Consider the following 15,093-nt stretch of genomic DNA (forward strand, 5'->3'; position numbering starts at 1 on the left):
CCCTCTTCGACTCCCTCCAGGCTTCGGTGAACTGAAGCGATCCGCTGCCGAAAACTTCTTAACTCATTGAATTTCAAGGAGTTTTCCGTTTCGACTGCGCCGGAAGTGGGGCGAATTATAGAGAACTTAAATCTGCCGTCAACCGTTAATTTCACTTCTCTTTCAATAACTTGCAGCTTGATCAAAAAACATCCAATACCCTCTATATAGGGAGTGGACTCTCGCACCCTCTATATAGAAGGAATGATCAAAGCACCCCATTCGCCTTCAGATCGGCGACCGCGCCGATTTCCAGACCCAGCACGCGCTGCAAGACCTCCAGCGTGTGCTCCCCCAACAATGGAGGCGCACGACGATACTCCACAGGCGTCTGCGACAACCGGATCGGACTCGCCACCTGGGGCACCAACCCTGCCAGCGCATGGGGCAGCTCGATCGCCAACCCTCGGGACTTCACCTGAGGATCCTCGAACACCTGCGACAGGTCATTGATCGGCCCGCACGGCACTCCGGCCCGCTCCAATTGCGCCACCCACTCGGCCGTCGTCTTGAAGACGGTCGCCTGACGAATCAGCGGAATCAACACCGCCCGGTTCGCCACCCTCTGCTTGTTGGTCGCAAAGCGAGGGTCATCCGCCCACTGCGGCTGTCCGGCCACTTCGGCGAATTTGCGGAACTGCCCGTCATTGCCAACGGTGAGGATGAAATCACCATCAGCCGTAGGAAAGTCCTGATACGGCACGATGTTGGGGTGCGCATTGCCCAGACGCTTGGGTGCGTTGCCTGTCGTCAGGTAGTTCATCGCCTGGTTCGCAAGGCAGGCCACCTGCACGTCAAGCAATGCCATGTCGATGTGCTGTCCACCACCTTCCTGCTCGCGGTGAGCCAGCGCCGCGAGGATCGCGACCGTCGAATAGAGACCGGTCAGGATATCCGTCAACGCAACGCCGACCTTTACAGGTCCGGCGCCCTCATCGCCTTCGGGGCGGCCGGTCAGGCTCATCAGCCCCCCCAACCCCTGGATCATGAAGTCATAGCCCGCACGCTTGGCATACGGGCCGGTCTGACCGAATCCGGTGATCGAGCAATAGATCAGGTTCGGGTTGATGGCCTTCAGCGATTCGTAGTCCAGGCCGTAGGCCGCCAGACCACCCACCTTGAAGTTCTCGATGAGGATGTCGGACTTGGCGGCCAACTCCCGAACCAGCTTCTGCCCTTCCGGACGGGTGAAGTCGATGGTCACCGACTGCTTGTTGCGGTTGGCCGACAGGTAATAGGCCGCCTCGGAGGTACTCTCCCCATAGGCGTCCTTGAGGAAGGGCGGCCCCCAGGCGCGGGTATCGTCACCGCTGCCCGGACGCTCGACCTTGATCACCTCGGCACCAAGGTCGGCCAGGATCTGGCCGGACCACGGGCCCGCCAACACTCGCGACAAATCCAGAACCCGCAGATGCGACAGCGCGCCCATGCTCGCTCTCCTATTAATAGAACGCCTGCAGGCCGGTTTGCGCACGCCCCAGGATCAACGCATGAACGTCGTGGGTGCCTTCATAGGTATTGACCACTTCCAGGTTGACCAGGTGACGGGCAACGCCGAACTCGTCGGAAATGCCGTTGCCGCCCAGCATGTCGCGCGCCATGCGTGCAATCTCAAGAGACTTGCCGCAGGAGTTGCGCTTCATGATCGAAGTAATTTCAACGGCCGCCGTACCCTCGTCCTTCATGCGGCCCAGACGCAGGCAGCCTTGCAGGGCCAGGGTGATTTCGGTCTGCATGTCCGCCAGTTTCTTCTGGATCAGCTGAGTGGCGGCCAACGGGCGACCGAACTGCTGGCGATCCAGGGTGTATTGGCGGGCGGTGTGCCAGCAGAACTCGGCGGCGCCCAATGCGCCCCAGGAGATGCCGTAGCGCGCCGAGTTCAGGCAGGTAAACGGGCCTTTCAGGCCACGCACGTCCGGGAAGATGTTCTCTTCCGGCACGAACACGTTGTCCATGACGATTTCACCGGTGATCGACGCGCGCAGGCCGACCTTGCCGTGAATGGCAGGTGCGCTCAGGCCTTTCCAGCCTTTCTCCAGAACGAAGCCGCGGATGTCGCCGGCGTCGTCCTTGGCCCAGACCACGAACACATCGGCGATCGGGCTGTTGGTGATCCACATCTTGGCGCCGGTCAGGCTGTATCCGCCGTCGACCTTGCGTGCACGGGTGATCATCGCGCCCGGGTCGGAACCGTGGTTCGGCTCGGTCAGGCCGAAGCAGCCGATCCACTCGCCGGACGCCAGCTTCGGCAGGTACTTCTGTTTCTGTGCCTCGGTGCCGAATTCGTTGATCGGCACCATCACCAGCGAAGACTGCACGCTCATCATCGAGCGGTAGCCGGAGTCGACACGCTCGACTTCACGGGCAATCAGGCCGTAGCTCACGTAGTTGAGGCCGCTGCCGCCATACTGCTCGGGAATGGTCGCGCCCAGCAGGCCGACTTCGCCCATCTCGCGGAAGATCGCAGGATCGGTCTGCTCATGGCGGAACGCCTCCAGCACGCGCGGCGCGAGGCTCTGCTGGGCGAACTGCTCGGCGCTGTCGCGGATCATGCGCTCTTCTTCGGTGAGCTGTTGATCCAGCAGCAGGGGATCGATCCAGTTGAAGCTAGCTTTACCGCCCATGAGTGAGTCCTCGCAAATCGGGTGAATTGACGTGGCATTGATCCTAGGCCCGGTTCGCCCTGGCGGCAAACGAGGATTTCGCATCCTGTTGTGCTAATTTCTCACTCCGAAACATCGCCAGATGCCTTTCGTGCGATGTATTAGTGAGGTTGACGTACATGCGCAGAAAGATCCCCAGCACCACCGCCCTCATCAGCTTTGAGGCCGCCGCCCGGCACGAAAGCTTCACCAAGGCCGCCGAAGAACTTTCCCTCACCCAGGGCGCCATTTGCCGACAGATCGCCAGCCTGGAGGAGTTCCTCAGCGTCGAACTGTTCCGACGTTCGCGTCGCGGAGTGAAACTCACCGAGGCGGGGCTTTCCTACAGCCGCCGGGTCGCCACGCAACTGGACGCCGTCGAACGCGACACGCTGTCGGTGATGGGCCAGCAAGGCGCCAACGTGATCGAACTGGCCGTGGTGCCGACCTTCGGCACGCAATGGCTGCTCCCCCGGCTCAAGGACTTCCAGCTCAAGCACCCGGAAGTGACCGTCAACCTGACCAACCGCACCCGGCCGTTCCTGTTCGCCGACACCGACTTCGACGCCGCGATCTACTTCGGTGACGCCGACTGGTCCGGTACGGAATCCCACAGGCTGATGGGCGAGAATCCGATGCCGGTGTGCAGCCCGGCCCTGCTCGGCCACAGGGCGCACCTGACGCCGGACGAGATCGCCGAACTGCCCCTGCTGCAGCAGACCACCCGCCCATATGCCTGGCGCCAGTGGTTCAACTCACAGCACCTGAATGTGCCCCGCGACATGACAGGCCCGCGCTACGAGCTATTCTCCATGCTTGCCCAGGCCGCCATGCACGACATGGGCATCGCGCTGATCCCGCCGTTCCTGATCCAGCGCGAACTGGCCGAGAAACGCCTGGTGATCGCCAACCCGAACGCGCTCTCCAGCATCAAGGCGTACTACCTGATGATTCCGGAGCGAAAAGTGGAATCGGCGTCACTTAAGGCATTTCGCGACTGGCTGGTGAATCAGGCGCATGGCTACAGCCTAGAAGAATAAAGGCCATCAGCGATTGCTGACCCCGTAGTCAGCAAAATTGAAGCCCTACAGATATAAGTATTTGTCGCAAATCAGCAGACTGTATACGAAGGTCGTACAGACGTGCCAGAACCGCCTGACGACGTGGCTTTGAGGACACATTTACGACTCATCGGTGCTTATTCACGCCACCGATGATAAAAAATTGCGTAATCGGCCAGAATCCTTACAAGGCACGGCCTGCAAGGGATTCAACTGGCCATCTGCGACATTCGGTCACGGGATGACTTGTAGTTAATTTTCCGTCACCCGTCATAATCCCTTGAAGGGCATAAACTTCGCCTGCAAAATGCCGCGCCCCGCCTTGATTCGGCGGGGCCGTGCTGATCGGCCGCCCCAGCCGCACCATCCGAAGTGCATGGGTTTACTCAATAAGATCACGCAGGAGATTTGACGTGCACATTGGTGTTCCTCTCGAAACCCAGACCGGTGAAACACGGGTTGCTGCAACCCCGGAAACCATCAAGAAGCTGATCGGCCAAGGTCATAAGGTCACTGTGCAAAGCGGCGCCGGCATCAAGGCCAGCGTTGTGGACAGTGCCTATGAGGCGGCAGGCGCAACCATCGGCAGCGCCAACGATGCGTTCGGCGCCGAGCTGATTCTCAAGGTGGTCGCCCCCAGCGACGCCGAACTGGCGCTGATCAAGCGCGGAACGGTGCTGGTGGGCATGCTCAATCCCTTCAGCAACGAAACCATCGCCAAAATGGCCGAGTGCGGGATCACCGCGTTCGCCCTGGAAGCGGCGCCGCGCACCTCCCGGGCCCAGAGCCTGGACGTGCTGTCGTCCCAGGCGAACATCGCGGGCTACAAGGCCGTGCTGCTGGCCGCCCACCACTACCCGCGCTTCATGCCGATGCTGATGACGGCGGCCGGCACCGTGAAAGCGGCGCGCGTGCTGATCCTCGGCGCAGGCGTGGCCGGGCTGCAGGCGATCGCCACGGCGAAGCGTCTGGGGGCGGTGATCGAAGCGTCTGACGTGCGCCCTGCCGTAAAGGAACAGATTGAGTCCCTCGGCGCCAAGTTCGTCGACGTGCCCTACGAGACCGATGAAGAGCGCGAGTGCGCGGTCGGCGTCGGCGGTTATGCACGCCCGATGCCGGCGAGCTGGATGCAGCGCCAGGCCCAGGCCGTGCACGAGCGCGCCAAGCAGGCCGACATCGTCATCACCACCGCCCTGATTCCCGGGCGCAAGGCACCGACGCTGCTGAGCGCGGAAACCGTGGCGCAGATGAAGCCGGGCTCGGTGGTCATCGACCTGGCGGCGGCCCAGGGCGGCAACTGCCCGCTGACCGTGGCCGACCAGGTCGTGGTGAACAGCGGCGTAACCATCGTCGGCCCGACCAACCTGGCCGGTGAGGTCGCGGCGGACGCCTCGGCGCTGTACGCCCGCAACCTGCTGGACTTCCTGAAGCTGGTCTTCACCAAGGAAGGCCAATTCGAAGTGAACCTCGAAGACGATATCGTCGCCGCGTGCCTGATGTGCCGCGACGGCCAAGTCATCCGCAAAAACGCCTAAGCAGGGATTCAGACGATGGAAGAGCTCATCTCCCCCGGTATCTACAACCTGATCATCTTCGTGCTGGCGATTTATGTCGGTTACCACGTGGTCTGGAACGTTACGCCCGCACTGCACACGCCGCTGATGGCGGTGACCAACGCCATTTCGGCGATCGTGATCGTCGGCGCCATGCTCGCCGCCGCCCTCACCATCACCCCGCTGGGCAAGGCCATGGGCACCCTCGCCGTGGCGCTGGCGGCGGTCAACGTGTTCGGTGGCTTCCTGGTCACCCGCCGCATGCTTGAGATGTTCAAGAAGAAAGCCCCGAAAGCCGCACAAGAAGAGGCGCCGAAGTAATGAGCATGAACCTCGTCACGACGCTCTACCTGATCGCGTCGATCTGCTTCATCCAGGCCCTCAAGGGCCTGTCGCACCCGACCACGTCGCGCCGCGGCAACCTGTTCGGCATGCTCGGCATGGCGCTGGCGATCCTCACGACCGTCGGCCTCATCTATAAGCTGGGCGCTGAGCTGGCCACCGCCGGCATCGGTTACGTGATCGTCGGCCTGCTGATCGGCGGCACCGCCGGTTCGATCATGGCCAAGCGCGTCGAAATGACCAAGATGCCGGAGCTGGTGGCCTTCATGCACAGCATGATCGGCCTGGCGGCGGTGTTCATCGCCATCGCGGCGGTGGTCGAGCCGCAGTCGCTGGGCATCGTCAAGCAACTGGGCGACCCGATCCCGGCGGGCAACCGTCTGGAACTGTTCCTCGGCGCCGCCATCGGTGCGATCACCTTCTCCGGTTCGGTGATCGCCTTCGGCAAGCTGTCGGGCAAGTACAAGTTCCGCCTGTTCCAGGGTGCACCGGTACAGTTCGGCAGTCAGCACAAGCTGAACCTGCTGCTGGGCCTGGCCACGCTGGCGCTCGGCGTGACCTTCATGGTCACCGGCAACCTGGCCGCGTTCGCGCTGATGCTGGCCCTGGCGTTCGTGATGGGCGTTCTGATCATCATCCCGATCGGCGGCGCCGACATGCCGGTGGTGGTGTCGATGCTCAACAGCTACTCGGGCTGGGCGGCGGCGGGCATCGGCTTCTCGCTGAACAACTCGATGCTGATCATCGCCGGTTCGCTGGTGGGCTCCAGCGGTGCGATCCTGTCGTACATCATGTGCAAGGCGATGAACCGCTCCTTCTTCAATGTGCTGCTGGGCGGCTTCGGCAACACCGCCGACGCGGGCCCGGCCGGCTCGAAGGAGGCCCGTCCGGTGAAGTCCGGTTCCGCCGACGACGCCACCTTCCTGCTGACCAACGCCGACACCGTGATCATCGTGCCGGGCTATGGCCTGGCGGTGGCCCGTGCCCAGCACGCGCTGAAGGAGCTGACCGAGAAGCTGACCCACCACGGCGTGACCGTGAAGTACGCGATCCACCCGGTGGCCGGCCGGATGCCGGGGCACATGAACGTGCTGCTGGCGGAAGCCGAAGTGCCATACGACCAAGTGTTCGAGATGGAGGACATCAACTCCGAGTTCGGCCAGGCCGACGTGGTGCTGGTGCTCGGCGCCAACGACGTGGTCAACCCGGCCGCCAAGAACGATCCCAAATCGCCGATCGCCGGCATGCCGATCCTCGAAGCGTTCAAGGCCAAGACCATCATCGTCAACAAGCGCTCGATGGCCAGCGGCTATGCCGGCCTGGACAACGAGCTGTTCTATCTGGACAAGACCATGATGGTGTTCGGCGACGCGAAAAAGGTCATCGAAGACATGGTCAAAGCGGTCGAGTAACCCTCTCCCGCACCACGAAAACGCCCCGCTCCGTCGGGGCGTTTTCGTTGGCGCAGATCGTTGGACAATTTGCCGCGTTGTTACCGATCCGGTAACGGTGTTTTACTCGAAACCTGCGGAATAGACGCCTCTTTTGCGACCTTGGTCGCGGGACAGGCGTTCGCGAAATTCAATAGACTGCGCATCCTGCTACTCGCTGCCCGAGATAAAAATCCATGTACCGTGACCGTATTCGCCTGCCTTCGTTGTTGGATAAAGTGATGAGCGCCGCCGAGGCCGCCGCTCTGATTGAGGACGGCATGACCGTCGGCATGAGCGGCTTCACCCGCGCCGGCGAAGCCAAGGCCGTCCCCCACGCACTGGCCGAGCGGGCCAAGGTCACGCCGCTGAAAATCAGTCTGATGACCGGCGCGAGCCTGGGCAACGACCTCGACAAGCAGCTGACCGAGGCCGGCGTACTGTCGCGGCGCATGCCGTTCCAGGTCGACAGCACCCTGCGCAAGGCGATCAACGCCGGCGAAGTGATGTTCATCGACCAGCACCTGTCGGAAACCGTCGAGCAACTGCGCAACCAGCAGCTCAAGCTGCCGGACATCGCCGTGATCGAAGCCGTGGCCATCACGGAGCAGGGCCACATCGTGCCGACCACCTCCGTGGGCAACTCGGCGAGCTTTGCGATTTTCGCCAAGCAGGTGATCGTCGAGATCAACATGGCGCACAACGCCAACCTCGAAGGCCTGCATGACATCTATATCCCGACCTACCGTCCGACCCGCACGCCGATCCCGCTGGTGAAGGTCGACGACCGCATCGGCAGCACCGCAATCCCGATCCCGCCGGAGAAGATCGTCGGCATCGTCATCACCCAGCAGCCCGACTCGCCGTCCACCGTGCTGCCGCCGGACGCCGACACCAAGGCCATCGCCGACCACCTGATCGCGTTCTTCAAGCAGGAAGTCGACGCCGGGCGCATGACCGACAAGCTCGGCCCGCTGCAGGCCGGCATCGGCAGCATCGCCAACGCGGTGATGTGCGGACTGATCGACTCGCCGTTCCACGACCTGACCATGTACTCCGAAGTGCTGCAGGACTCGACCTTCGACCTGATCGACGCCGGCAAGCTGAGTTTCGCCTCGGGCAGTTCGATCACCCTGTCCGAACGCCGCAACAGTGATGTGTTCGGCAACCTGGAGCGATACAAGGACAAACTGGTGCTGCGGCCCCAGGAGATCTCCAACCACCCCGAAGTGGTGCGGCGCCTGGGCATCATCGGCATCAACACGGCGCTGGAGTTCGACATCTACGGCAACGTCAACTCCACCCACGTCTGCGGCACGCGGATGATGAACGGCATCGGCGGCTCCGGCGACTTCGCGCGCAACGCCCACCTGGCGGTGTTCGTGACCAAGTCGATCGCCAAGGGCGGCGCGATCTCCAGCGTGGTGCCGATGGTCAGCCACGTCGACCACACCGAGCATGACGTCGACATCCTGGTCACCGAGATCGGCCTGGCCGACCTGCGCGGCCTGGCCCCGCGCGAGCGCGCCCGGGCGATCATCGACAACTGCGTGCACCCGGACTACCGCCAGGCGCTGAACGACTACTTCACCGCCGCCTGCGCCATCGGCGGCCACACGCCGCACATCCTGCGCGACGCCTTGAGCTGGCACATGAACCTGGAAGAGACCGGGCGCATGCTGGCCGTGTAACTCAAACAGATTTCCCGCTGACGCGAACACAGTTTTTCGTCAGCGGGAGATTGCAAACACCTCATCTGACAAAAACTGTACTGCTGTACCGGTAGTTTTCAGCCGTTTTCTCTTCGCCCCTCTCTCCAAATGAGCAAAAACGCACCAACAAGGTGCGGACAGGTACAGTTTGCTCAATTTTGACCCGTACACCCCCTATAAACAGTTAACTGGTCACTCACAATACAAGTGAACTGTATCTACAGAGTCTGGCCAAACGAGAGGATCATGGGCACCAGTTAAACCACTACCTGATCCCGCCACAAGCGGAAGGATGACCACCATGGAACGTACACTCAGTTCCGAACTGTTCTTCGAAGACAAAGCTGCAAAATCCCAGGCTTCCATGCCTCTGCGCGTTCTCGCCAACCTGATGCTGTGGCAGCGCCGCATCTCCAGCCGCCACCAACTGGCCCGTCTGGATTCGCGTCTGCTGGCTGACGCCGGTATCAGCGAAGCACAACGCTACGAAGAGCTCAGCAAGCCGTTCTGGCGCTAAGTAGCGTCGCTGGCCCTGGTCGCGAGACCCACCGCCAGCACCCGAATTGAAAAAACAAGGCCCGTCGCGGGAAACCGCGACGGGCCTTGTCGTTTCGGGCCCGAAAAAATCGCCGGTACAGGTGCATACCCCAACAACAGGTACAGTTTCAAAAAACCAAAAACTGAACCAGTACAATTTAACTTTGGTGTGTCTGCTCCAGCCACCGACTCAGGCTCAACATGACCTTCCACCCCTCTGGCACACAGGAAAAGGTCATGAATGAATTGCAGGATGTATCAGCCGCTTCGGGGCAGTCCCGTCCGCACCGCTCTGTTGCACAGCGTCTCCTCGGCAGCCTGTGGCAAGGGTTGGAGCGCGCCAGAACCCGGCGTCTGCTGGCCCGGCTCGATGGCCGGGACCTCGCCGACCTGGGCCTCAGCCACGCCGACCGGCTGAATGAAATGGATAAGCCGTTCTGGCGCTAGCACTCTGCCCACTGGGCGAATCCGGTGCACAGGCCTAATATCCACGCAGAACGTGGCGAATGCTGTGCGATCGGCGTCTGACTCCCAGACACCGTGCCACCTCTCGATACGGTTTATCCACAGGAGCTCTCCCATGTCCCCTATCCGCCTGCTCAGCGCTGCCGCCCTGCTGGCCGTTGCCGCCAATGCCAGCGCCACCAGCTTCATCGTCACCACCGATGCCGTGGTCGGCGCACTCAAATCCTCCTCCGACGCCACCTCTGACGTCACGTCGTCCTTCCGCGACGACAAGATCGTCCTGGCCGCCCGTGACGACGCCGCCAGTTTCGTGGCCAGCGAAGGCGACATCCGCGGCGTGAAGCTGGAAAGCGCCCTGGACCACATCCGCCACCAGGTACCGCAACTGAACGCCACCGACGCGCAGCTGGCGCAGGCCATCCTGACCCTCTGAAACCGTTGCGTCACGGGACACGCCAGCCGTGTCCCGATGTTTCGGCGCTGGCTCTGGCCCGGGCGTTGCGTTAGCCTTCAGGCTCTTCAACCGCAGCCGAGCCCCATGCGTTTCCTTGCCAACCTGCTTATCCCTTCCGTGCTGACGGCAGCCTGCTGGGCCACGCCGGCCAACGCCTTCGACGTGTCCACGCAGAGCACCGTGGTCAGCGTCTACGCCACCGGCATGGTGTCTTCTGCGCCGTTCGACCGTAAACTGCTGCTCGCCGCGCACGACGATGCCGCGGCCTTCGTTGCCAGTGACGGCGAACTGCGAGGCGCCCGCCTGGAATCCGCACTGCATTACCTGCGCAAATCCAAGCCCAAACTTCATGTCAGCGACCTTGAACTGGCACAGGCAATTCTCGTCCAATAGTCATTCATGCCCTTTCGGAGTCGTTCCATGCGTAGCCCGCTGATTGCTGCCGCCCTTGGCCTGCTGTTGTTGGCCGATATGGCCCAGGCGCACACCCTGGTAGCCACCAGTAACATCATTGTCCGCGCCTCCCAGCGCACCATCGATTTCACGTCCGACACCACCACGTCGATCCGCGATTCGAAGATCATCCGCGAAGCCCACGACGACGCCGCCAGTTTCGTCGCCAGCAACGGCGACATCCGTGGCGCGCACCTGGAAGCTGCGCTCAACACCTTGCGCACCCGCGTTCCGGAAGCCCGTGACGCCAGCGACCAGGTTCTGGCCGAAGCCATCCTCGCGCTGTGAAGTCGCTCGGCACCTGGCTGCTGGCCGGGGCGCTGTTGCTGATCGGCAACGGTGCCCACGCCGACCTGCAACTGCGGCTCAAGACCGACGGCCTGAGCCCCGCCCAGCAACAGGCCAGCCAGGCGCTGCTCGATGAAGCCATGCAGGCGCTGCCGCCCAGCTTCATCGAGCGGCTGGACCGGCGGATCGACGTCGGCTGGACCGACGACATGCCCGGCAACGCCTACGGCCAGGCCACGCTGGTGGCCGAACTGGATCTGAACCGCAAGCTGCTGGCCGGCCTCACCGACGGCAGCGCCGCCAAGGAAAAGACCGGCCGCCCCCACGGCACCGTCCGCCAGGAACTGCTGGCCACGGTGCTGCACGAAATCACCCATATCTACGACCGTGCCCGGCTGTGGCCCGCCGCCGAACGCACGCTGATCCAGCGCTGCACCCGGCGCAACGACAGCAGCGGCCCGATCGGCATCCCCGATGAATGCCGCGGCCAGAACGGCCGCCGCTTCACCTTGAGCGACGATCCCCGCCTGCTGGATCTCGCCGGCTGGCAGCAATACGTCGGCCGCCGCGGCGAGCGCGAGCAGCACAACCGGCAAATCGCCCGCAGCCCGGACCTGTACGAGACCTCCAGCCCCAAGGAGTTCGTCGCGGTCAACATGGAGTACTTCCTCCTCGACCCGAGCTACGCCTGCCGCCGGCCCGCGCTGTACCGCTACTACAAGGATCACTTCGGCTGGGCGCCGCCCGCCAGGGACACGTGCGCCAAGACCTTCGCCTTCCTGAATGCCGGCAACGACTTCGCCAAGCAGCCGCTGGGCCAGGTGGATCCGGAGCGGGTGTACGCCGTCGACTACCTGCTGGCCGAGGCCAACCAGAACTGGGTCAGCCGCTGGGGCCACAGCATGCTGCGCCTGGTGATCTGCGCACCCGGCCGGCCCCGCGGCCCGGACTGCCGGCTGGACCTGGACCAGCACCTGGTGCTGTCGTACCGCGCCTTCGTCGGCGATGTGCAGCTCTCCAGCTGGGACGGCCTGGTGGGCAAATACCCGTCGCGGCTGTTCGTGCTGCCGCTGGCCCAGGTGATCGACGAATACACCAAGACCGAACTGCGCAGCCTGGCCTCGGTGCCGCTGAACCTGTCGCACAGCGAAATCGAGGACGTGGTCGAGCACGCCGCCGAGATGCACTGGAGCTACGACGGCAACTACTTCTTCCTGTCCAACAACTGCGCGGTGGAGAGCCTCAAGCTGCTGCGCAGCGGCAGCAACAACGCACAACTCACCGGCCTGGACAGCATCATGCCCAACGGCCTCCTGGAAGTGCTCAAGGGGCGCGGCCTGGCGGACACCCGCGTGCTCGACGACCCGAAGGAAGCCCTGCGCCTGGGCTATCGCTTCGACTCGTTCCGCGAGCGCTATCAGGCGATGTTCGATGTCTTGAAGAAACAGTTGCCGATCCCGCAGACCACCGTCGAAGACTGGCTGTCGCTGTCCGCCGAAGAACGCCGGCCCTGGTTCGAGCGCGCCGACCTGCGCACCAGCGCCGCGCTGCTGCTGTTGGAGCAGGCCAGTTTCCGCCGTCAACTGCTGCTGGCACAGGATGAGGTGAAGCAGCGCTACCTCGGCGCCCGCGAGCTGGAGAACGGCGGCATGGAAAAGGCCAACGCGACCCTGCAGCAGATCCTCGCCAACAGCGGCTTCCTCAGCCGTCCGGCGGAGCTGCTCGACTCCCGCGGCTACGGCCTGCCGCAGCCGAGCGAGTTCAGTCGGCTGGAGGCCGAAAGCAGCCAGCGCCAGAAGCAGTTGCTGGCGTTGAGCGGAGACCTGGACAAGGAAGTGCGGGCCTTGCTGGAGCCCAAGCGCGCCGCGGAGATCGCGGCCAGCGAGGCCAACGTGAAGCAGATCGGCGAACATCTGCGCAAACTGCACAAGGCGGCGGGCGGGCTGGAGTTGCCTTGAGCGGCCTTGCGCAGGGGCCGAACGAAAAAAAGGGATCCGGAGCTTAGCCCCGGATCCCTTTTTACTGCCTGATCAGTCGATGGCGAGCGGCTCCCGCAGCGGGAGCCTTGCCCTCAGCTGACGCGCGCCTTGCGCACGCCTTCGGCCAGCGAAGCGCACAAGCCAAGCACACCGTCGACCGCTTGCGCCTGCGTCTGCGCATTGGCGATGTGGTCGATCAGCGCCGACCCCACCACGACCCCGTCGGCCAGGCGTGCGATGGACGCCGCCTGCTCCGGGGTACGGATGCCGAAACCGATGCTGATCGGCAGGTCGGTGTGGCGACGCAGGCGCGCCACCGCTTCCTCGACATGCTCCAGCGTCGCGGCGCCGGCACCGGTCACACCGGCCACCGACACGTAGTAGACGAAACCGGAACTGCCGTTGAGCACCTTCGGCAGGCGCGCGTCGTCGGTGGTCGGGGTGGTCAGGCGGATGAAGTCCAGACCCGCCGCCTGGGCCGGGTCGCACAGCTCGGCGTTGTGCTCCGGCGGCATGTCGACCACGATCAGGCCGTCGACGCCGGCCTCGTTGGCGTCACTGATGAAGCGCTCCACGCCGTACTTGTGGATCGGGTTGAAGTAGCCCATCAGCACCAGCGGCGTGTCGCTGTTGCCCTGGCGGAACTCGCGCACCATCTGCAGGGTCTTCGCCAGGTTCTGCTTGGCGCCCAGCGCACGGATGTTGGCCAGCTGGATCGCCGGGCCGTCGGCCATCGGGTCGGTGAACGGCATGCCCAGCTCGATCACGTCGGCGCCGGCGGCCGGCAGGCCCTTGAGGATCGCCAGAGAAGTGTCGTAGTCCGGGTCGCCGGCGGTGACGAAGGTCACCAGTGCGGCGCGGTTTTCCTGCTTGAGGGCGGCAAAGCGGGTTTGCAGGCGGCTCATCAGTGTTTCTCCTGCGTCGATTGTTCCATGTGGTGCATGACGGTCTGCATGTCCTTGTCGCCGCGGCCGGACAGGTTGATCACCATCAGGTGATCCTTCGGCAGCTTCGGCGCGCGCTTGAAGGCTTCGGCCAGGGCGTGGGAGCTTTCCAGGGCCGGGATGATCCCTTCCAGACGGCAGCACTGGTGGAAGGCGGCCAGGGCTTCGTCGTCGGTCACCGAGGTGTACTGGACACGGCCGATGTCATGCAGCCAGGCGTGTTCGGGGCCGATGCCCGGGTAGTCGAGGCCGGCGGAGATCGAGTGGGCGTCGATGATCTGGCCGTCGTCGTCCTGCAGCAGGAAGGTGCGGTTGCCGTGCAGCACGCCCGGTACGCCGCCGTTGAGGCTGGCCGCGTGCTTGCCGGTCTCGATGCCGTAGCCGGCGGCTTCGACGCCGACGATCTCGACGCTCTTGTCATCCAGGAACGGGTGGAACAGGCCCATGGCGTTGGAGCCGCCGCCGATGCACGCCACCAGGCTGTCCGGCAGGCGGCCTTCCTGGGCTTGCAGCTGTTCGCGGGTTTCCTTGCCGATGACGGCCTGGAAGTCGCGCACCATCGCCGGGTACGGGTGCGGGCCGGCCACGGTGCCGATCAGGTAGAAGGTGTTGTCGACGTTGGTCACCCAGTCGCGCAGCGCTTCGTTCATCGCGTCCTTCAGGGTGCCTGTGCCGGCGACCACCGGAATCACCTCGGCGCCCAACAGCTTCATGCGGAACACGTTGGCCTGCTGGCGCTCGATGTCGGTGGTGCCCATGTAGATCACGCAGTCCAGGCCGAAACGCGCGGCCACGGTGGCGGTGGCCACGCCGTGCATGCCGGCGCCGGTCTCGGCGATGATGCGTTTCTTGCCCATGCGCCGCGCCAGCAGGATCTGGCCGATGCAGTTGTTGATCTTGTGCGCGCCGGTGTGGTTCAGCTCTTCGCGCTTGAGGTAGATCTTGGCGCCGCCGCAGAACTCGGTCAGGCGTTCGGCGAAGTACAGCGGGCTCGGACGTCCGACGTAGTCGCGCTGGAAGTAGGCCAGTTCCTCTTTGAATGCCGGATCTTCCTTCGCCGCTTCATATTCACGGGCCAGGTCGAGGATCAGCGGCATCAGGGTCTCGGCCACGTAACGGCCGCCGAACGCGCCGAACAGGCCGTTGTCGTCCGGGCCGCTGCGCAGGTTGGAGGTGTTCGAAGTCTGGGTCATG

At 63.6% G+C, this 15,093-nt stretch carries 16 protein-coding genes; 11 read left to right on the forward strand and 5 right to left on the reverse strand.

Annotated elements, in window-relative coordinates:
• The 3 genes from ACIP0B_RS18345 to ACIP0B_RS18355 form a co-directional block, all read right to left on the reverse strand.
• Positions 1 to 185, reverse strand: a 185-nt coding sequence (locus tag ACIP0B_RS18345) for a hypothetical protein (RefSeq protein ID WP_400834637.1), incomplete at its 3' end; no start/stop codon positions are given.
• Between the two features lie 62 nt (positions 186 to 247).
• A complete protein-coding gene (locus ACIP0B_RS18350; RefSeq protein ID WP_400834640.1) occupies positions 248 to 1,468 on the reverse strand; it encodes a CaiB/BaiF CoA transferase family protein in 1,221 nt (406 codons plus the stop codon).
• Between the two features lie 13 nt (positions 1,469 to 1,481).
• Positions 1,482 to 2,663 (reverse strand): acyl-CoA dehydrogenase, encoded by a 1,182-nt coding sequence (locus ACIP0B_RS18355; protein ID WP_085579505.1) that lies wholly within the window; start codon positions 2,661 to 2,663, stop codon positions 1,482 to 1,484.
• Positions 2,664 to 2,821: 158 nt separating this feature from the next.
• Between ACIP0B_RS18355 and ACIP0B_RS18360 the strand changes: the two genes are divergently transcribed.
• The 11 genes from ACIP0B_RS18360 to ACIP0B_RS18410 all read left to right on the forward strand — a co-directional run bounded on the left by ACIP0B_RS18360 (position 2,822) and on the right by ACIP0B_RS18410 (position 12,934).
• Complete coding sequence (locus tag ACIP0B_RS18360; protein ID WP_400834643.1) at positions 2,822 to 3,721, forward strand: LysR family transcriptional regulator; 900 nt, start codon at positions 2,822 to 2,824, stop codon at positions 3,719 to 3,721.
• A gap of 434 nt (positions 3,722 to 4,155) precedes the next feature.
• Positions 4,156 to 5,277: a Re/Si-specific NAD(P)(+) transhydrogenase subunit alpha gene (locus ACIP0B_RS18365; RefSeq protein WP_400834646.1), complete on the forward strand. Its 1,122-nt coding sequence runs from the start codon at positions 4,156 to 4,158 to the stop codon at positions 5,275 to 5,277.
• Positions 5,278 to 5,292: 15 nt separating this feature from the next.
• On the forward strand, positions 5,293 to 5,616 hold the full coding sequence (locus ACIP0B_RS18370; protein ID WP_085579499.1) for an NAD(P) transhydrogenase subunit alpha: 324 nt from the start codon (positions 5,293 to 5,295) through the stop codon (positions 5,614 to 5,616).
• The gene (locus tag ACIP0B_RS18375; RefSeq protein WP_400834649.1) at positions 5,616 to 7,049 is read left to right on the forward strand and encodes an NAD(P)(+) transhydrogenase (Re/Si-specific) subunit beta; all 1,434 of its coding nucleotides are present in this window, start codon (positions 5,616 to 5,618) and stop codon (positions 7,047 to 7,049) included. Before ACIP0B_RS18370 ends, ACIP0B_RS18375 begins: the two co-directional genes overlap by 1 nt.
• Before the next feature lie 215 nt (positions 7,050 to 7,264).
• A complete protein-coding gene (locus tag ACIP0B_RS18380; RefSeq protein ID WP_400834652.1) occupies positions 7,265 to 8,758 on the forward strand; it encodes an acetyl-CoA hydrolase/transferase family protein in 1,494 nt (497 codons plus the stop codon).
• A gap of 322 nt (positions 8,759 to 9,080) precedes the next feature.
• On the forward strand, positions 9,081 to 9,296 hold the full coding sequence (locus ACIP0B_RS18385) for a DUF1127 domain-containing protein (protein ID WP_400834654.1): 216 nt from the start codon (positions 9,081 to 9,083) through the stop codon (positions 9,294 to 9,296).
• A gap of 257 nt (positions 9,297 to 9,553) precedes the next feature.
• Positions 9,554 to 9,763 (forward strand): DUF1127 domain-containing protein, encoded by a 210-nt coding sequence (locus ACIP0B_RS18390; protein WP_400834657.1) that lies wholly within the window; start codon positions 9,554 to 9,556, stop codon positions 9,761 to 9,763.
• Positions 9,764 to 9,896: 133 nt separating this feature from the next.
• Positions 9,897 to 10,214 (forward strand): DUF2388 domain-containing protein, encoded by a 318-nt coding sequence (locus ACIP0B_RS18395; protein WP_400834660.1) that lies wholly within the window; start codon positions 9,897 to 9,899, stop codon positions 10,212 to 10,214.
• A gap of 105 nt (positions 10,215 to 10,319) precedes the next feature.
• A complete protein-coding gene (locus ACIP0B_RS18400) occupies positions 10,320 to 10,628 on the forward strand; it encodes a DUF2388 domain-containing protein (protein WP_400834663.1) in 309 nt (102 codons plus the stop codon).
• 27 nt (positions 10,629 to 10,655) lie between these two features.
• On the forward strand, positions 10,656 to 10,976 hold the full coding sequence (locus ACIP0B_RS18405; RefSeq protein WP_065260625.1) for a DUF2388 domain-containing protein: 321 nt from the start codon (positions 10,656 to 10,658) through the stop codon (positions 10,974 to 10,976).
• Positions 10,973 to 12,934 carry a DUF4105 domain-containing protein gene (locus ACIP0B_RS18410; protein ID WP_400834666.1) on the forward strand — a complete coding sequence of 654 codons (1,962 nt, stop codon included), beginning with the start codon at positions 10,973 to 10,975 and terminating at the stop codon, positions 12,932 to 12,934. The genes ACIP0B_RS18405 and ACIP0B_RS18410 overlap by 4 nt, the downstream gene beginning before the upstream one ends.
• Positions 12,935 to 13,047: 113 nt before the next feature.
• Here the strand turns inward: ACIP0B_RS18410 and trpA are convergent, their stop codons facing one another.
• Positions 13,048 to 13,860, reverse strand: a complete 813-nt coding sequence (trpA, locus tag ACIP0B_RS18415) for a tryptophan synthase subunit alpha (protein WP_400834669.1) — start codon at positions 13,858 to 13,860, stop codon at positions 13,048 to 13,050.
• Entirely contained in the window at positions 13,860 to 15,092 is a 1,233-nt protein-coding gene (gene trpB, locus ACIP0B_RS18420; RefSeq protein WP_085579481.1) for a tryptophan synthase subunit beta, read from the reverse strand. The genes trpA and trpB overlap by 1 nt, the downstream gene beginning before the upstream one ends.
• Between the last annotated feature and the right edge of the window lies 1 nt (position 15,093).

Source organism: Pseudomonas sp. NPDC089534 (genome assembly GCF_044749305.1).
Taxonomy (GTDB): domain Bacteria; phylum Pseudomonadota; class Gammaproteobacteria; order Pseudomonadales; family Pseudomonadaceae; genus Aquipseudomonas; species Aquipseudomonas ekonensis.